17 protein-coding genes are annotated in these 18140 nt (G+C 66.8%); 11 read left to right on the plus strand and 6 right to left on the minus strand.

The genetic code is table 11. The features are described 5' to 3' along the window. Together arsA and arsB are read left to right on the plus strand one after the other, a co-directional pair. A complete protein-coding gene (gene arsA / locus GPA27_RS02735) occupies positions 1 to 1818 on the plus strand; it encodes an arsenical pump-driving ATPase (protein WP_169137627.1) in 1818 nt (605 codons plus the stop codon). Continuing rightward, the gene (gene arsB / locus GPA27_RS02740) at positions 1802 to 2899 is read left to right on the plus strand and encodes an ACR3 family arsenite efflux transporter (protein WP_169137574.1); all 1098 of its coding nucleotides are present in this window, start codon (positions 1802 to 1804) and stop codon (positions 2897 to 2899) included. The genes arsA and arsB overlap by 17 nt, the downstream gene beginning before the upstream one ends. 253 nt (positions 2900 to 3152) lie before the next feature. Here arsB and GPA27_RS02745 read toward each other — a convergent pair whose 3' ends face one another. Then, complete coding sequence (locus tag GPA27_RS02745) at positions 3153 to 4004, minus strand: universal stress protein (protein WP_169137576.1); 852 nt, start codon at positions 4002 to 4004, stop codon at positions 3153 to 3155. Positions 4005 to 4462: 458 nt separating this feature from the next. Between GPA27_RS02745 and GPA27_RS02750 the strand changes: the two genes are divergently transcribed. Genes GPA27_RS02750 through GPA27_RS02770 form a run of 5 tightly spaced genes read left to right on the plus strand, consistent with a single transcriptional unit; the run spans position 4463 to position 6744 of the window. Further along, positions 4463 to 4858, plus strand: a complete 396-nt coding sequence (locus tag GPA27_RS02750; protein ID WP_169137577.1) for a hypothetical protein — start codon at positions 4463 to 4465, stop codon at positions 4856 to 4858. Between the two features lie 18 nt (positions 4859 to 4876). Beyond that, positions 4877 to 5473 carry a hypothetical protein gene (locus GPA27_RS02755; protein ID WP_169137579.1) on the plus strand — a complete coding sequence of 199 codons (597 nt, stop codon included), beginning with the start codon at positions 4877 to 4879 and terminating at the stop codon, positions 5471 to 5473. Positions 5474 to 5503: 30 nt separating this feature from the next. Beyond that, positions 5504 to 5842 (plus strand): hypothetical protein, encoded by a 339-nt coding sequence (locus GPA27_RS02760; RefSeq protein WP_169137581.1) that lies wholly within the window; start codon positions 5504 to 5506, stop codon positions 5840 to 5842. After that, complete coding sequence (locus GPA27_RS02765) at positions 5829 to 6269, plus strand: hypothetical protein (RefSeq protein ID WP_169137583.1); 441 nt, start codon at positions 5829 to 5831, stop codon at positions 6267 to 6269. The genes GPA27_RS02760 and GPA27_RS02765 overlap by 14 nt, the downstream gene beginning before the upstream one ends. 19 nt (positions 6270 to 6288) lie before the next feature. Beyond that, positions 6289 to 6744: a hypothetical protein gene (locus GPA27_RS02770; protein WP_169137585.1), complete on the plus strand. Its 456-nt coding sequence runs from the start codon at positions 6289 to 6291 to the stop codon at positions 6742 to 6744. A 52-nt stretch (positions 6745 to 6796) separates the two neighbouring features. On the opposite strand, the gene GPA27_RS02775 is transcribed toward GPA27_RS02770, so the two are convergent. The 5 genes from GPA27_RS02775 to GPA27_RS02795 form a co-directional block, all read right to left on the minus strand. Continuing rightward, on the minus strand, positions 6797 to 7660 hold the full coding sequence (locus GPA27_RS02775; RefSeq protein ID WP_169137587.1) for a TorD/DmsD family molecular chaperone: 864 nt from the start codon (positions 7658 to 7660) through the stop codon (positions 6797 to 6799). 88 nt (positions 7661 to 7748) lie between these two features. Then, on the minus strand, positions 7749 to 8876 hold the full coding sequence (gene nrfD, locus GPA27_RS02780) for an NrfD/PsrC family molybdoenzyme membrane anchor subunit (protein ID WP_169137589.1): 1128 nt from the start codon (positions 8874 to 8876) through the stop codon (positions 7749 to 7751). A gap of 10 nt (positions 8877 to 8886) precedes the next feature. After that, positions 8887 to 9645 (minus strand): 4Fe-4S dicluster domain-containing protein, encoded by a 759-nt coding sequence (locus tag GPA27_RS02785; protein WP_246260913.1) that lies wholly within the window; start codon positions 9643 to 9645, stop codon positions 8887 to 8889. 13 nt (positions 9646 to 9658) lie between these two features. Then, complete coding sequence (locus GPA27_RS02790) at positions 9659 to 12148, minus strand: molybdopterin-dependent oxidoreductase (RefSeq protein ID WP_169137591.1); 2490 nt, start codon at positions 12146 to 12148, stop codon at positions 9659 to 9661. Positions 12149 to 12207: 59 nt separating this feature from the next. Next, complete coding sequence (locus tag GPA27_RS02795) at positions 12208 to 13446, minus strand: 4Fe-4S dicluster domain-containing protein (RefSeq protein ID WP_169137593.1); 1239 nt, start codon at positions 13444 to 13446, stop codon at positions 12208 to 12210. Positions 13447 to 13745: 299 nt separating this feature from the next. Here GPA27_RS02795 and GPA27_RS02800 point away from each other — a divergent pair, with 299 nt between their 5' ends. The 4 genes from GPA27_RS02800 to GPA27_RS02815 form a co-directional block, all read left to right on the plus strand. After that, positions 13746 to 14609, plus strand: a complete 864-nt coding sequence (locus tag GPA27_RS02800; protein ID WP_169137595.1) for a substrate-binding domain-containing protein — start codon at positions 13746 to 13748, stop codon at positions 14607 to 14609. Between the two features lie 8 nt (positions 14610 to 14617). Then, positions 14618 to 16075, plus strand: coding sequence for a sensor histidine kinase (locus GPA27_RS02805; protein ID WP_211164800.1), 1458 nt, complete (start codon positions 14618 to 14620; stop codon positions 16073 to 16075). Next, positions 16072 to 17406 (plus strand): sigma-54-dependent transcriptional regulator, encoded by a 1335-nt coding sequence (locus GPA27_RS02810; protein ID WP_169137597.1) that lies wholly within the window; start codon positions 16072 to 16074, stop codon positions 17404 to 17406. The genes GPA27_RS02805 and GPA27_RS02810 overlap by 4 nt, the downstream gene beginning before the upstream one ends. A gap of 231 nt (positions 17407 to 17637) precedes the next feature. Continuing rightward, positions 17638 to 18140: permease (locus tag GPA27_RS02815; protein WP_211164801.1), on the plus strand; the 503-nt coding region annotated here is incomplete at its 3' end.

An 18140-nucleotide genomic window follows, 5' to 3' on the forward strand; every position in this document is an offset into this window, starting at 1 on the left:
ATGCGCTTCCTCGACCAGCCGCCGCGCTACCTGTTCTTCACCGGCAAGGGCGGGGTCGGCAAGACTTCGCTTGCCTGCGCCACTGCAATCCGTCTCGCCGGACTCGGCCGCAAGGTGCTGCTGGTGAGCACCGATCCGGCCTCGAACGTGGCGCAGGTGTTCGAGCAGGAGATCGGCAACCGCGTGACGCCGATCGAGGCGGTGGCGGGGCTTTTCGCGCTGGAAATCGATCCGCAGGCCGCCGCGCAGGCCTACCGCGACCGCATCGTCGGCCCGGTGCGCGGCGTGCTGCCGGACGACGTGGTGCGCGGCATCGAGGAGCAGCTTTCGGGCGCCTGCACGACGGAGATTGCCGCGTTCGACGAATTCACCGGGTTGCTGACCGATTCGCAGCTCACGGACGGTTTCGAGCATGTGGTGTTCGATACCGCGCCGACCGGCCACACGATCCGCTTGCTGCAGCTGCCTGCCGCGTGGTCGGGATTTCTCGCGAACAACGCCGAAGGGGCGTCCTGCCTCGGCCCGCTGGCCGGGCTGCAGAAGCAGCGCGAGCAGTATTCGGCCGCCGTCGCGGCGCTCGCGGACGCCGCGCGCACACGGCTGGTGCTGGTCGCACGCGCCCAGGCCTCGACGCTGCGCGAAGTGGCGCGCACTCATGCCGAGCTGGCTGCCATCGGACTCAGCCGCCAGTTCCTGGTCATCAATGGCGTCCTGTCCGACGACGACGCGGCGCGCGCGGACGGACTGGCCGCGGCGGTGCTGCGTCGCGAGCGGGATGCGCTCGCCGCGCTGCCCGAGCCGCTGCGCGGGCTGCCGACCGACTACGTGCCGTTGATGCCCTTCAACCTCGTCGGGCTGGCGGCTCTTCGTAGTTTGCTCGGAACGGCCGGTGCGCAGCCCTGCGACTCGCCGGATGACGAGCGGGCGCCGGCGGTGCACGGTTTGCCGAATCTCGCGGGCCTTGTCGACGGCATCGCCGCGGACGGCCATGGGCTCGTGATGCTGATGGGGAAGGGCGGAGTCGGAAAGACGACGCTCGCCGCCGCGATCGCGGTCGAACTCGCGCACCGCGGCTTTCCGGTACATCTGACGACCTCCGATCCTGCGGCGCACCTCGCGGAGACGCTCGAGGGTTCGCTCGGGAACCTCACCGTCAGCCGCATCGACCCGCAGGTCGAGACGGAGCGCTATCGCCGGCATGTGCTGGAGACGAGCGGCAAGGACCTGGATGCGCACGGCCGCGCGATGCTCGAAGAGGACCTGCGTTCGCCCTGCACGGAGGAGATCGCCGTCTTCCAGGCCTTCTCGCGCGTGATCCGCGAAGCGGGGAACAGGTTCGTCGTGATGGATACGGCCCCGACGGGCCACACGCTGCTGCTGCTCGATGCCACCGGTGCGTATCACAAGGAGATCGCGCGCCACATGGACAAGAGCGGCATCACGCACTTCACGACGCCGATGATGCAGCTGCAGGACCCGCAGCAGACCAAGGTGCTGATCGTGACGCTCGCCGAGACCACGCCGGTGCTCGAAGCTGCCAGCCTGCAGGCCGACCTGCGCCGCGCCGGGATCGAGCCGTGGGCCTGGGTCATCAACAACAGCCTCGCCGCTGCGCGAACCGACGCACCCGTGCTGCACCGGCGCGCCGCGCAGGAGTGGCCGCAGATCGAGATCGTGCGCGAGCGCCACGCCAGGCGCGTCGCGCTGGTGCCGGTGCAGGCGGATGAGCCGGTGGGCGTAGCGCGCCTGCTGGCGCTCGCCGCAGGCGGCGCGAACGGTCAAACCAGTAAGGAAGGAATCGATGTCGGTTCAGTGTGAAGTGACCGCGAAGCGCGCCGCGGTGGCGCCGATGAGCGTCTTCGAGCGTTATCTCACCGTCTGGGTGTTCCTGTGCATCGTCGCCGGCATCGCGTTCGGCCAGATGGCGCCGGCGCTGTTCCAGGCCATCGGGCGGATGGAGGTCGCGCAGGTGAACCTGCCGGTCGGGGTGCTGATCTGGGTGATGATCATCCCGATGCTGATGAAGGTGGATTTCGGCGCGCTGCACGAGATCCGCGGCCACATGCGCGGCATCGGCGTGACGCTGGTCGTGAACTGGCTGGTGAAGCCGTTCTCGATGGCGCTGCTGGGGTGGTTCTTCATCCGCCACCTGTTCGCGCCCTGGCTGCCCGCCGAGCAGATCGACAGCTACGTCGCGGGCCTGATCCTGCTCGCCGCGGCGCCGTGCACGGCGATGGTGTTCGTGTGGAGCCGGCTGACCAACGGCGACCCGATCTTTACGCTGTCGCAGGTCGCACTTAACGACGCGATCATGGTGGTCGCATTCGCGCCCATTGTTGCCGTGCTGCTGGGCATCTCGGCGATCACCGTGCCGTGGGACACGCTGTTCACGTCGGTCGTGCTCTACATCGTGATTCCCGTCGCGCTCGCGCAGGTGGCGCGCAAGGCGCTGCTGGCGCGCGGGCAGGCGGTGTTCGACGCGGCGATGGAGCGCATCGGCCCGTGGTCGATCAGTGCGCTGCTCGTGACGCTGGTGCTGCTGTTCGCCTTCCAGGGCGAGGCGATCCTCGCGCAGCCGCTGGTGATCGCGCTGCTGGCGGTGCCGATCCTGATCCAGGTGTTCTTCAATTCCTCGCTCGCCTACCTGCTCAACCGCGCGGTGGGGGAGAAACACAGCGTCGCCTGCCCCTCGGCGCTGATCGGCGCGTCGAACTTCTTCGAACTCGCCGTTGCCGCGGCGATCAGCCTGTTCGGCTTCGAGTCCGGCGCGGCGCTGGCGACCGTGGTCGGCGTGCTGATCGAGGTGCCGGTGATGCTCTTGGTCGTGCGCGTGGTCAATGCGAGCAAGGGGTGGTATGAGGCGGGCGCGGCGGGCAGTGCCGCAGCGCAGCGACGATAGTCCCGCGCAAAGCATTTCCGGCGCGAGCGCGATGCCCTGACCACCACCGCGCCGGGCAGGGTTGCATGGCGGGTTACCGTCAAGGGCGCGCGCCAGAAGGCCCCTTCTGGGTGCACTTCAAAGTGACCTCGGAGCCGCAGGAGGACGTCATGCATTTGCTCGCCGACATTCGCGCACTGGTGCAGTGTGTGGGCTTGATACTCGTCAGTGAGCAGAGGCCGTAGGCCGCTGGGGTCGTGCTCGTTCTTGCGGGTCAGGGGGCGATCAGTATGGGACGCAAAGCCGTCTCGCTCACACGGGTCGCAGTACTCCCGATGAGGCGACCCTCAATCCAGTTTTGCCCGTGTTTGCCAAGAAGGATCAGTGAATGATCGCCTTCTGCCGCCATACGGGCAATCACCGCGGCGGTTTCACCATCCGCGATCAAGGTCTGGCCGTCACGACTTCCTGCTCGCTGCAGGCTGTCGAGCAGTTCGCTCAACCCCGCGCGGGCCATTGCGGGCCATCGCGGCATGGCAAGCCGCATCTGTGGCTCGATGACATGGAGGCAGTCGATAACCGCACCAGTCTGCGCCAGCTTTTCTGCAGCACGTTCCGCAGCGCTCGCATGGCGGGACAAGTCCGTCGCGAGCAGAACCTTCCTGAGCATGTCTTCGCACGGCGATCGGAAGCCCGCCTCGGGAGAGAAGGTCGGAACAAGCGAGAGAACGAGCAGCGGCAGATCGGTTTTTCGAACAACGTCGCGTGCGAAGCTGCCAAGGAACAGCGAACGGGTCATCGAGTGGCTGCGGGAGCCGATCACGATCAGGTCTGCCGCGCGGTCTCGTGCTATCGAGAGCAACTCGTCGGCAGGGTCGTGAGCCTCGCCGACGACGACCTCTACCGTGATGCCAGGACACCGTTCGCGCAAGTGTCCTGCGACTTCCTGAAAATCCTGTTCGAGGTAGTCATGCTGCCCCCATTTTGGCTCCGGCATGCGACCGACATGGATGATGTGCGTCAGGATGATCCGATTAACGCCCCACGCCATTAACTGAGGCATGCAGTCGAGCAAGGCACGCCGGGCTTCCGAAACATCAAGCGCAAGGATTGCAGTTGGGAACATCCGGACCTCCTGAGCGGTGCGAATCCGCGTCGAAGTGCGCGTGGCCGTTGTCGACGCAGGGCGGGAGCACGGTTCACGCCGTAGACGGTGTTGTGCCACCGGCCGTTCAGTTCATCAACCGCCCAGCCACTGTTCGATCTTGTCGCGCACATGCCGACTAGCAGCATCAGCACCTTGGGGTGTTGCAGAAGGAGAATTGCAGCGCGCCGCCGAGGTGGCTGTCGTGCTCGACCGGTAATGCGCCGACCAATGCTTCCGAGGCAGAAATCAGCGTACAGCGCGATCTACAGGATGGCCGCTGTGCCGAGGAAGAGCCGCGGGCTGAGTTGCGGCCAGCGCAGGACCGCAGCAAACCGATCATACCCGGAAGGCGCTCCGCGAGGCTGCGGTGCATATTCCTTTCACATGAGGTGCCGGTCATCTAGATTGAAAGCGGCGGATATCACCGGGAGAGCGACATGGACGCGATCAGACAGATTCTGGCAAGTTTCAGGAGCACGCTGCCGGCCGGCGGCAAGACTGCTGCGGCGATCGATCGGGGCGCAGGGCCGGAGGAGATTTCCGCCTGTGCGACCGAGGAGGGATTGCATGCGCTGGCGGGCGCGCTGTTCGAGGCCTGCGAGGAGCAGCTTGACGCTGCCGGAGATCCGACGCCGCAGGGATCGGTGATCGACGTGGTGGCTGAACGGCTGCGCGAGTTTCGCCAGCAGCTACCAGCCGACAGCGCGACCGCGCGGATGATAGACGGCGGCGCGAGCCTGGAGGAGATCTCCGAGGCTGCGCAGCAGGAGGGGCTGGATTCGCTCGCGAGCCTGCTGTTCGAGGCCGAGCGCGAGGCGGGTGGCCGATCCTGAGTGATGTGCGGAGTCGCCGTGCGGCCGAGAGCAGGGGCGTTCGGCGCCGGCGCGATGCTGACCGCTTCGCTCTGCGCCGGATGCGCCACTTTCGTCGCCTACCCGGGGCCGCGACTTCCGGACGCGGAGGTCGCCACGATCACCTGCTTCTGGCGCTACTACTTCGTCTGGATCGAGGAGTGCCACATCTCCGCGGTCGATGGTCGTCGCCCGAAACTGTCCCAACTGGCAAACCTGACCACCAAGTTGCCATCCGGGCGCCATTGGGTCGAGTTCGGCATCGAGCGCTACTTCGGCGGCGGTGGCGGCAAGACAGACGTGTGCGCGATGGAGCACGACTTCGAAGCGGGGCACGCATACCACCTGAATGCCCATAGTTTCGAGGCCGATGTTTCCTGGATGCAGAAGCACGGGAGCGATCTTTACCGCGGTTCGATCGAGATCGAGGACTCCGGACCCGAGAAGGGCGCGCGCAAGTCATACCGCCTGGAGACGACGTGCAGCTTCGGTGGCGGATCCTTGTGCCGCACGACCGCGGATTGTGTCCAGCATCCTGATATCGTCTGCCAGCCGCGGGAAGGTTATCCGTTCGGGAGGTGCGTGTTCGGGCCTTGATGGATGCGGCGGGCTGTTTCGAGAGCTTTCATGCGCAGTGTCTTCTTCGCGTCGCTGATATTCCTGCCGGCCTGCGTCTTTCTCTTGGGGTGCGAGACGGCACGCGTCGTCCCCTCCGCGGAGATCGTCAAGCAGGAGGGCTTCATCGTGGAGGGCAAAACCCGCAAGAAGGAGGTGCTGGATCGCTTCGGGCCCGCGCAATCAAGCTTCGAGAGCGGTGCACTGCTGATCTATCACGTTCAGCTCGATGAACAGGGGCGAATCCACTTGCGGCGGGACAAACGGTTCAGGTGCGATGCCTATGTCCTCGTCTTCGACAGCCATGACGTGCTGGAACGCCACAGTCTGGTGAAGAATGGATGTCGCTAGCTTCATCCTCCGGCCCGCAGCACGCATTCTGGTAGCTGGACTCGTTGCTGCCTGTCTGCCCATTCTGGTGCCGCCGCATGCGCTCGGGGTCGTCCCCGACCGGGACGCCTTCGCTTCGCTTGCGGTGGGGGTGTCCCGTCGCGCGGATGTCGTGCTGACGCTCGGCGAACCGCACTACCGGCTCGATGGCGATCGCTTTCTGATGTACGAGTGGACCGTTGCCTATGGCTATCTGATCTTCGGCGGCCCCGGCGCCGCGGCGGCGCTGCCAGTCAGCGCGCCGCATTATCTTTGCTTCGAATTCGCTCCCGACGGCCGCCTGGTGCGCAAGGACGAACTCGCGGGTGCGATCTACAGCGAGCCCGACAAGGCGATCGACAAGTGCATGCATCCATCGGAGAACGTCGATGAGGCGATCGATCGCTAGGGCGTTGCGGGCGGGCGCGATGGCCCTGTTCGTGCTCGCCCTTCCGCCTCTCCATGGCTGTACGACCGCGGCGGCCCTGCGTGGCGAGGGGGGGAAGGACATCAGTGCCATCACACCGGGCGTCATGCGCAGTGTGGCCGAAGAGCTGCTCGGTCCGCCGCTGCGCGAATGGACGACGCCCGCGAACATCCGCTATCGGGTCTATCGCTACGACGCCGGTGTGCCGCCCAGCCGGTCGGACGCGGGGGCGTACATCTTTCTCAACATCATATCCGCCGGGCTTTTCGAACTGTACGAGGCGACCGGGGCCACGGACTTGTCCAAGCCCTCGCCGGATGACTTTCGGCGCGTGTGGCGCCAGGTGGCGATCGCCTACGATCCCGGCGATCGAATCGTCGGCGTGTTCGACAATTTCGGCGACCTGGATGTCTTGCCCGACGATGGGCGACCACCGGCACCCTCGCTGCCGAGGTGAGGACGGGACGTGCAGGGTGCGTCGGCCGCTTGCGTGCATCCTGCGGCCAGACTCATGCGTAACGCGATCCCTTGCGCGGCCCGGGCGGTGTGCCGCGCGAGTAGCCGCGCGCCTCGTCGCGCAGTTGCGGCGGGATCGCCAGGTGTTCGGTCGATAATCCTTTCTCGCGCAGCTTGCGCGCGATGAACTCCATGTCGTCGGCGGTGATGCCGCGTTCGGCCCGTTCGTGGCGTGCCTTGCCGATGGCCCGCTGCGCGCGCTGCACCGAAGCCGGGAGTTCCTCGGCGACGGCGTCATGGGCGACCGCTGTCGCGAAGATGTGGGCGAGCGGCAGCCAAGGATTCGGCCCGGCGCCGGGGGTACTGGCGTCGTTTTCGAGATCGCGCAGGAATGGCGGGAGCCAGCGTGCGGCAAACTGGTCGAGAAAATGTTCGGGCCGGACAGCGGGCGGCGGGGCGCCGGTGGCGAGCGCTTCGGCGCTGTTCAGGTAGAGCAGGGCCACGAATTCGAGCTGCACCGCGACATGGTCCGACAGGTCGTGGAAGTCATCGCCGCGTTCGACGCCGCAGCGCCGGTAGGTGTCTTCCAGTGCCGAGACCGAGCCGCCGTTGATCGCGCCGTCCAGGTAGCTGCCGGTGTTGATCTGGATGGTTCGCGGCGGGACCAGGAAGAGGGTGCTGTACCGCTGCAGCAGTGTGACGTGGTCGGGAATCGCGGCGATCGCTGCGCGGTAGTGCGCCACGGCATCGGCGCAGGCGTAGCCGAGCGATGCCCCGAGTTCCTCCAGGTCGTCGGCGAGGGCGTCGCGCAGTGCGGTGAAGACTTCCGGCTCGCGGGGCGTCAGGAAGGCGCGCGCGAGGCACAAGTAGAACTCGCCGCGCTCGGTCAGGGATTCGATGTTGCGTGCGTCCATCATGCGGGCTTCCGGAAGGTGGCCGGGGGTGGGAAGAATCCTCCCGGCCAGGGAGCGGACCGGGGGCAAACCGGTCCGCCGGGAGAGGCGCTCAGTCCTGCGGCGCGGCGTCGAGCTTCAGCAGCTTCTCGCCCAACGCCCAGCCAAGGAATGCGATCGAGAACGCCAGCAGCGTCAGCATCCATTCCGTTGTCGAAGGCGTGTAGGCGATCAGGTCCGGCACCCAGCTGCCCTTGAACAGCGGCGCGAGTTGCCCGCCGATGACGAAGTCGTAGCGGTCGATGAAGAAGCCGCCGATCACCATAACCGAGGCCAGTGCCAGGGCCTTGCGTTGCAGCAGCAGGAAGAAGGCGCCGATCAGCAGTGCGGCTTCGATCCAGTACCACGGCGAGGCGACGATCGCGTCCCACACCTGCAGGCCGTCGGCGTTGCTCCACAGGCCGATCACGGTGCGGTAGCCGATCACGAGGATCGTGATGCCGAGCAGCCCCGCGAACGCGGTCGGCAGCGGCCCCCGCATCAGCGTGCGTACCTGGGCCGGCATCGTCTCCTCGCTGTCGTAGCTCAGGCAGGTGACCAGCACCGCGAAGGCCGCGCCGGTACAAGCCGCGGTGAGGATGAAGTACAGCGGCACGAGGTTGCCGTACCACATCGGCCGCATCGCCATCGCGCCGAAGGCCATGCCGAGCATGCCGCCCGCGAGCAGTTCGGTGACCAGTGCCGCGAGCCCGATCTGCTTGCTCGTGCTGCTGTTCCAGTCACCGTTGTGGATGCGCAGGAACTTCAGGATGCCGAGCACGAGGAACACCGCATAGAAGATCCCCATCCAGTTCAGCGGCGAGACGAGCTGCGCGTTCAGCGGGATCGCCCACAGCATGCGGAACGGATGCCCCAGTTCCAGCGCCAGCGATGCGAACCCCGCCACCAGCGTGACCAGGGACAGCCATACGCAGCGCTTGGCGATGGGGTACCAGGCCTTGTTGCCGAAGGTCATCGCGACCGAGGCGACCAGCGTGAGGCCGGTCGAGGTCAGCGCGAAGAACACGTAGTTGACCACCGGCAGCCCCCATGAGACGCCGTCGCTGCCGGTGTTGAAGGCGCTGTGTCCGCCCGACAGCAGGTTGAAGAAGGCGATGCCGAGGCTGACGACCAGGCCCGCGAGGCCGGCCATCAGCACCGCGCTCACCGCGCCGCCGCTACCTTGAGTTTGTGTTGCCATGGTGTCCTCCTCAAGCCTTCTTGTTCGAACGGGTGCCCGGAACCGCGCCGCTGGCCGCGCCGCCGCCGCTGACGTAATACACCTGCGGCTTGTTGCCGGTGTGGTCGAGCAGACGCGTGCCCTGCTTGTCGGAAATCAGCCGGCTGACCTGAGAGTTCGGGTTGTCCAGGTCGCCGAAGTAGCGGGCCTTGGGCGCGCAGGTGCGCACGCAGGCGGGCACGTATTCGACGAGCTCGGGATTGCTCTCGTCGAGATCCGGCGTGCCTTTCGGGGCCTTGCTGATCTTGTGGTAGCAGAAGTTGCACTTCGACACGACGCCGTTCGGCTGGATGCCGACGCCGTGTTTCGGATCCTGCTGCGGTCCCTTGTACGGGGGGTTCCACGACAGGTCGCCGTCGCCCTTGAACACCTGCTTGATGTTCGGCTCTATCAGCGGCTTCTCGTCGGTGTAGAAGCGCACGCCGTACGGGCAGGCGATCATGCAGTACTTGCAGCCGATGCACTTGTCCCAATCGATCAGCACGACGCCGTCCTCGGTCTTGTACGTCGCCTTGGTCGGGCATACGTGCATGCACGAGGGTTCCTCGCAGTGCATGCACGGGCGCGGGAACCACTTCAGCGTCGGCGTCGGCTGCCTGCCTTCCGTGTAGTACAGGACGTCCTGGTAGTTTTCGCCCGGCAGGCGGTTGTTCTCCATCTGGCAGGCGGTGCTGCAGGCCTGGCAGCCGGTGCACTTTTCCAGGTCTATGACCATTCCCCATTTAGCCATTTTGCGAGCCTCCTCAAGCCTTCTCGACCGACACCTTGCCGGTGTAGTAATTGGCCATGCCCGAAATGCGGTCGGACTGGTTGTCGATGATCGAATCCACGTGCGAGCCACGCTCCTTCGCCCAGCGTCCGTGTGCCCAGTGACCGTGCTCGAAGGGCAGCACGATCGTGTCGGGGCGGGTGAGCTCGGTGACGCGGGCGATCGCCATGACTTCGCCGAGCGTCGACTTGATGCGGATGCGGTCGCCGTCCTTGAAGCCCTTGGCCTTCGCGACCGAGGGATGAACCTCGGCGTACACCTGTCGGCGTCCGCCCGCGGTCGGTTGCATCAGCGCGATCGCGTTGGGGATGTTCGCGCTGCGACCTTCGGCGTGCATCGCGTTCTTCGGCGTCACGAAGTGCAGGTCGCCGCTACCGGTGTATTTCGGCTCCTCCCAGTGCGGGAAATTGAATTTCGCCGGATCGCGGCCGGTCTTGGCGATTACCCAGTCGCGCTTGTGGTCGAGGTAGGAAGACTTGAACTCGAACTTGCCGGAATCGGTCTTCAGCAGCTTCTTCTTCACGTCCTCGGCGCTCATCGGCTTGTTCCAGCCCTGACCGTCCCACTCGAAGAACTCGCCGCGCACCTGCCGCCAGTGGTAGGGCTTCTTGTACCAGACGCCTTTCTCGACCCAGGATTCGAAGCTGTTCACGCCGTTGTCGCCGGGCGTGGCCTCGAAGCCCTTGGCCAGATGGCGCAGGATGTTCTCGACGTTTTCAAGCTTGGCGTAGTACTCGCTGGCGGGGCCCTTGAGACGTTTGCCGATCTCGATCAGCGTGTTGCCGAAGGTCTGGGTGTCGTACAGCGGCTTGATCGCGGGAGTGCGGATCTGCGCGAGCGGCCAGCCCTGGAAGGGGTAGGTCGGTGCGTCCTGCCAGCGTTCGAGGTAGGTCGAGTCGGGCAGGATCAGGTCGGCCATCATCGCCGTCTCGCCCGGGAAGGGCGAAGTGTCGATGACGAAGACCTCGGCGAGCATCTTTTCCCAGGCGGTCGCGTCGGGCGACGAGAAGATGGGGTTCGTCATGTAGAACATGACCGTATCCATCTTGTACGGCTTGCCCGCGAGATGGTTCTTCGGCACTTCCTGCAGCATGTTCTTCGCGAACATGTAGCCGTCCTCGTGCCCTTTCAGGTCGATGCGCGGCATGGTCTTGTGCGGGCCGTTCTTCGCGTAGTCGTCGAGGTGGTCGTCCGGGTTCGCGGGCGCCGGGCCGTAGGCGGGGCCCATCTGGTAGGCGAGGCCGCCCTCGGCGAAGAGCGAGCCGACCAGTGCGTTCAGCGAGTGGATCGCCATGCCGTTGAGCACGCCGTTGCTGTGGTTGTGCGCGCCGCGCTCGAACAGCGCGATGGCCGGGCGCGTCGTCGCGAATTCACGCGCGGTCTTGACGATGAGGTCGGCGGGGATCGTCGTGACGCCTTCGGCCCACTTGGGCGTGCGGTCCTTGAGTTCGACGTTCCACCACTCGGTGAGGCCCATTGTCCATTTCTCATCGAAGGGCGCTTCGACCGCTTCGCCTGCCTTGAAGTGGTTCTGGCCGTCCGTGAAGTTGCCGACGAAATTCCGGTCCCACAGGCCTTCGGTGAGGATCACGTGCGCGATTGCCAGCGCCAGCGCGCCGTCGGTGCCCGGCTTGATGATGAGCGCGCGGTCCGATGCGGACAGCGTCTGGTTCATGTGTACGTCGACGGCGGTCACGCGCGTCGTCGGCGCCTTCTCGCCGCGGATGTAGCCCCATACCTGCAGGTTGTTGTTGTACGGACGGAAGGACTCGAGGAAGTTCGCACCGAACATCAGCAGGTAGTTGGCATTGCGGTAGTCGTAGGAACTGTATGACGCGTTGCCGTCGGTGCATTGCTTCGCAAGCACCGAGCCGTCCGAGCACATCGATGAATGGCCGATGCCGATGTTGGGCGAGCCGTAGAGCGCAGCCATCGGGACCAGCGTCATGCCCACGTCGGTGGCGCCCCAGCCGCGGCCGAAGAACAGGCCGAAACGGTGCGATTCACCCTTGTCGCGCAGCGCGTTCATGCGGTCGGCGACGGTCTGCAGCGCCTCGTCCCAGGAGATCGGCACGAACTTCGGATCCTCGTCGCGTCCCTTCTTCGGGTTCGTGCGCTTCATCGGCCCCTTGAAGCGATCCGGGTCGTACAGGATGTAGGTGCCTAGGTGCATTTTCGGGCAGCCCTTGCCATTGGCGATCGGATGGCCGGCATTGCCGTAGATCGCGTGCACCTTGCCGTTGGTGGTGTAGACGTCGATGCCGCAGCGTGCCGGGCATTGTGCGCAGATGCTCTTGTTCACCACGGTGTTGCTGTCGACGGTGGCTGCCGTCGCCTCCTTCAGCGTCGACAACTGCCCGATGCCGAGTCCGCCGCTGCCCACCGCTGCCGCGCCGGCCGCTGTCCCCGCGCCGCTGACCTGCAGGAAGCGGCGCCGCGAAATGAGCTTCTTGAGTATTTCCATTTTCCTGACTCCTCGATCGACCCTCTTGAAGTGGCATTCGTCATTGATTGCTTCAGGGCTCAGGGCCCTTCCGGCGCGGCCGGCGTGTCTCTTTGTTGGCGGCTGAACAGGGCAAAGCCCGCGCGTGCGAGGTTCTCCGTCTTGCGGCAGCGCTCGCACAGCGCTTCTTCGTCGTGCGCGGCGAACAGGGCGCCGCAGCGCGTGCACTCGCTTTGTTCGATCGTCGCGAGTACGGTCGGCGCGCCCGCGAAGGGGCGCCAAGCGTGCCCTTCGTGTTCAAGTGCATGGGATGGACAGATCCGCGCGCAAGCGCCGCAATCGACGCACAGCCAGGCGTCGAACTGCAGGCGGGCGTGCCCATCGTCGGATTCCGTTTCAAGGTGCAGGGCGCCCGTCGGACAGGCGCGCGAACACGCGCCGTGTGCCCGGCAGGCGGCGCTCGCCGTGAGTGCAGGCAGCAGCGCCGACTGAGGATGGGACCGACCGGTGCGACGAGCGATGTGTTCGAGCAACAGGCGCGTCTCGTCGCCACGCTGGGCGGCGATGCCGCCGCGGCCCCTCCGGGCGACGGGAACGTCGGTCGGCAGGGACTCGCCCGTCGCTGTCCGGGTGACGGCTGCGGCGAGCGAACGCGAGAGGCCCGCAAAGAAGCGGCGCCGGCTTTCGATGGGCAACTCGCCGATCGCGGAATCCCGGTGGTTACCGTTCGGTAACGCATCCGGGCTGACCGCCGCGGGAAGGTGTTCCGGCCGCAGGCCGGCTTCGGACAGCGCACGGCGCGCAACCTCCAGGGGTGCGCGCCACGGTGCTTCATGCGAGCGTGCATTGCCGCACGCTGCGCAGGCGCCGTCGTCGACCAGCCGGATCGGTGCATCCCCGGCGGCGATCGCGAGTCGCAGCCAGTCGTTGACGGCGAGCCCTCCGAGGCAGGCCACGCGGTGCAGGGGGGCGTCGGTCGTCGCCCGGCTGCGCTCGCAGCTCAGCACCAGTCCTTGGGCGGGCACCGTCGCCGGCAGCGCTACCCCATCGACCGCCAGGGCTCCCGTCGGGCAAGCGGCGGCGCAGAGGCCACAGCCGCTGCACGCGGCCGGGTCGAGCAGCGGAATGTCCTCACCGAGTGCGATGCAGCCGTGAGGGCAGGCCGCTTCGCAGCGCGTGCACGCGGTCGCGGGCAGGGTTCCCGCGATGCACGCCGCACGGCGCAGGCCGACGAGTCCGAGCGCGTGCAGGCGCCGAAAACCGCCCTCCGGTCCTGCGGGGGCAGCGTCGCGGGCGAGATGGCGGAGATCCTGATTCATGGTCGCCTTCCGGATTGGTCGAGCTAGTACCGCAAGAGCCGGGCCATTCGATTCAAGTGTCGGAAAAATAAGGAAAGATTTGTTGTTGGTCGGAAGCAGGAGCGTCGCGGGTTACGGTTCGGTAACCTAAACTGCAGTTGTCGGCAGGGTTTTGTTACGATTTGGTAACGGGATCCCGGCACGACCTGCGCAGGCCGTCGGTGGCCGACCGCGGTGCGGTTCTTGCGTAGGCAGGAGACCCGTTCTTCCATCAGCGAACGGGAAGGGGGAGGGATGCTGGTCTCGGGAGCGGGCGAGCGATGAACCGGCGGCAGGCCCTGTTCGGGCTGTGCGGCCTCGCGATTGCCGGTTGCGGCGCCCGGGCGTTCGCGGAGACCGGCGGCGATGCCGTGCGGATCGGCATGACCCCCGTGTTCCTCGATGACCAGGTGGGCTTTCTCGGCGCATGGCGGGACTACCTCGCGCAGGCGCTGGGCCGACCGGTCGAATTCATCCAGCGGGGCAGCTACCGCGAGATCGTCGAGCTGATGCGGCAGGAGAAGCTGCACTTCGCGTGGCTGTGCGGGTATCCCTATGTGCGCGAGCAACGCTGGATGCGGCTGCTGGCGGTGCCCGTGCATCAGGGGCAGCCGCTGTACCGTTCCTATCTGATCGTGCCTGAGCGGGACACGGCCACGACGAAGATCACCGAGCTGCGCGACCGCGTGTTCGCGTTCTCCGATCCGGATTCGAACTCGGGCTATCTTTATCCGCACTATCAGCTCAACCGCGCGAATACCTCGCCGGCGAACTTCTTCCGCCGCACTTTCTTCACCTATGCGCACAAGAAGGTGGTCGAGGCGGTGGCGCTGGAGGTCGCGCACGGCGGGGCAGTCGATGGTTACGTGTGGGACACGCTCGCGCGCACGCACCCGGAGCTGACCGGGCGCACGCGCGTTGCCGACCGCTCGCCGACGTTCGGCTTTCCGCCTTTCGTCGCGGGGCCCGTGGCCCCGCCCGCGCTGTTCCGGCGCATGCAGGAGATCCTCCTGGCGATGCACGACGACGGCGTTGGGGCGGGTTTCCTGCGCCAGCTCAACCTCGACCGCTTCGCCCTCGGCACGCCGGCGCTTTACGCCGACATCGAGCGCATGCTGCGCGCCATCAGCCAGCCCAACGCCTAGGAGGACGCTTGCTGCACTTCCGCGACATCAGCTTCCGCTACAAGATTCCGCTGCGCGCGACGGTGCTGGTGCTGGTCACCGCGACGGTGCTCACGGCTTCACTGCTGCTGCGCGAATACCGGGACCTGCGCCGCGACATGCTCGACGGCTCGGCGCGCTGGTCGGCGGTGCTGAGCCAGACCTTGGTTGCCCCGATGCTGCACGACGACCTGTGGCGCGCCTTCGAGATCGTGCGCGCGGCGACCTCGCCCGGCGGCGGCGAGCAGGCCAGCGCGATCACGCTCGTCGACCCGCGCCTGCGCATCTACGTGTCGACCGATCCGGCGCGCTACCCCATCCTCGCGCCGCTGCACGAGCGCGGCGAGGCGGCGCGCGAGATCGCCAGCCGGATCGACGGCGCTGCCGGCACTGGGTCGCACAGCGTGGAGATCGCCGACAAGCTGTACGTGATCACGCCGATCGACGCCGACGGGGTGCGCCTCGGCCACATGATCCTCGAGCACACCAGCACCTTCATGCAGTCGCGCTTCGCCGGCATGTGGCTCAGCGCGACGCTGGTGACGCTGTTCGTGCTGCTGCTGATCCTGCCCGTGTCGTGGTTCTGGGGGCGCCGCATGGCGGAGCCGCTGGTGCATCTGGCCGATTGCATCGGGAAGGTCGGCGCGACGATTCCTCCGCCCGGAGCGCTGCAGTTCGAGGATTCGAAGGACGAGCTGGGGCAGGTCGGGCGGGCCGTGGAGCGGATGTTCGACGAGTTGCGCGAGAAGGAGGGACTCGAACGCGAGATGCTGTTCTCGGAGCGGCTCGCGGCGATCGGCCGGCTCACCGGCGGCATCGCGCACGAAATCAACAATCCGCTCGGCGGGATGCTCAACGCGATCGGCACCTACCGCAAGCACGGTGCGAGCGACCCCGAACTCGCCGCGCGCACGATGTCGCTGCTCGAACGCGGGTTGTTGCAGATCCGCGACACGGTGTCGGCACTGCTGGTCGAGGCCAAGGCGCCGAGTCATCCGCTGGCACCGCAGGACATCGAGGACGTGCATATCCTGCTCAAGCCCGAGGCGGCGAAGAAGTCCGCGCGGCTGCAATGGAACTGCGAACTGCCGGACGAGATCCCGCTGCCGGCGACGCTGGTGCGGCAGGTGCTGATCAACCTCGTGCTCAACGCGCTGCAGGCGGTCGAGGCGGGAGGCACCGTCGCATGCGACATCGGCCTGTCGGCCGACGGCATGACGATGGCGGTACGCAATGACGGCCGCTACATCGAGGAGTCGCGCCTGCCCTACCTGTTCGAGCCCTTCGTCGGCGACGGCAATGGCAAGCACGGCCTCGGCCTGTGGATCACCTACCAGATCGTCACCGGGCTCGGGGGGCACATCTCGGTGCAGAGCGAGCCGGGCCTCACGGTGTTTGCGGTCGATCTGCCGCTGGGCATGGCCGTCGAACTGGAGTCCGCATCATGAATGCCGCCGTGCGCGTGTGCCTTGTCGAGGACGATCCGATCATGGGTGAATCGCTGTGCGAGCGCTTCCGCCTCGAGGGCTTCGACGCGCATTGGTGTACCAGCGGCGCCGAGGCGATGCGCAGCCTGCGCGAACAGGCCTTCGATGTCGTCATCAGCGACATGCGCCTGGGCGATACCACCGGCGAAGCGATCTTCGACTGGGCGGCCGGCGCATTGCCGCAGGCCCCGCCCTTCGTATTCATCACCGGCTACGGCACCGTCGACCAGGCCGTCGCGCTGATCAAGCGCGGTGCCTGCGATTACGTCACCAAGCCCTTCGACCTCGACGCACTGGTCGCCCGGGTGCTGGAGATCGCGTCCGCCGTGCGGGCGCAGGACGAGGGCGCTCCCGGGCTCGAGCCGCTGGGCGTGTCGGCCGCGATGCAGCGCATCGAGGCGATGCTGCCGCGGCTCGCGCGGGCCGCCAGCACGGTCCTCATCGTCGGCGAATCGGGCGTCGGCAAGGAACGCGTCGCGCAGCGTCTGCATGCCTGCCTGCCCGACGCCGCGCGTCGCCCCTTCGTCGCGTTGAACTGTGGCGCGGTGCCCGAAACGCTGCTCGAGCCGGAACTCTTCGGCCACGAGAAGGGCGCCTTCACCGGCGCCGCGCGCAGCCGGGCCGGCGTGTTCGAGCAGGCCCACGGCGGCACGCTGTTCCTCGACGAGATCGGCGAGATGACGCTGGCGATGCAGGTGAGGCTGCTGCGCGCGGTGCAGGAGCGGCAGGTCGTGCGCGTCGGCGGTGAGCGCCCGATTCCGGTGGACCTGCTGCTCGTGTGCGCGACGCACCGCGACCTCAAGGCGATGGTCGCCGAGGGCACGTTCCGCGAGGACCTCTTCTATCGCGTCAATGTCGTGCAGATCCGGGTGCCGCCGCTGCGCGAGCGGCGCGAGGACATCCCGTGGCTGATCCGGCGTTTTCTCTCCGACATCGCGCGCCAGAGCGGCGAGCCGCGCCGCCACCTGGTCCCCGCAGCCGAGGAGGCCGCGCTGGCCTACCCCTGGCCCGGCAACGTGCGCGAGCTCAAGCATGCGGTCGAGCGCGCCTGCATCATGAGCCCGGCCGAATGGATCACGCCCGCCGCGCTGTTTCCCGACGCTGAAGTCGCGCCGACGGCCGGCGACGTGCAGGCGCCGCTGGGCGATTACCTGCGCGAATGCGAATGCCGCTACATCCGCGGTGCGCTCGAATCCTGCGACGGGCACATCGGGCGCACCGCCGACCTGCTCGGCATCAGCCGCAAGAACCTGTGGGAAAAGATGAAGAAACTCGATATCGGGCACGCCTGAAACCGTCGCGGGGCCAACCGTTCGGCATCGCGGGTGCGGCGTCCGTTAGGTCCTTGGCATCGGCGCGGCGGTTTTCGGAGGATAATCAGCGATAACTGATATAGGAGCCGTTGGCGATTCGTCGATGGCTGACGCGTGCGAGCGCGGGCGGGCGCAAGAATCCACCCGCGCGAACGGTGCCGGTGCGCGCGCCTTGCGTGGGGCGCTGTCGCCGGGCCGAGGAGCAATGCCATGGACACCGTTTCATCCTGGATTCTGCCCGTGTTCTACGGCGGGCTCGGAAACCTGGCTGCGTATCTCGCGGCGCACGTGCTGTTGTGCCTGCTGCCGGCCTTCTTCATCGCCGGGGCGATGGCGGCGCTGATTCCCAAGGAAACGGTCACGCGCTTCCTCGGGCGCAACTCCAGCAAGGCGGTGTCCTATCCGGCCGCGGCGGCGGCGGGATCCCTGCTGGCGGTATGTTCCTGCACCATCGTCCCGCTCTTCGCCGGCATCTACAAGAAGGGCGCCGGGTTGGGTCCGGCGATCACCTTCCTGTTCTTCGCGCCCGCGGCGAACATCCTCGCGCTGGTCTACACCGGCGGCATCATCGGGCCGGATCTTGCCATCGCGCGTTTCGTGCTGTCGCTGATCTTCGGCATCGGAATCGGCCTGATCATGGCGCTGATCTTCCGCGCCGACGATGTCGCGCACGACCTCGCGACCGACAGCCCCTTCGCCGCGCGGGGCGGGGG

Source organism: Aromatoleum toluolicum, from assembly GCF_012911005.2.
GTDB classification, from domain to species: domain Bacteria; phylum Pseudomonadota; class Gammaproteobacteria; order Burkholderiales; family Rhodocyclaceae; genus Aromatoleum; species Aromatoleum toluolicum.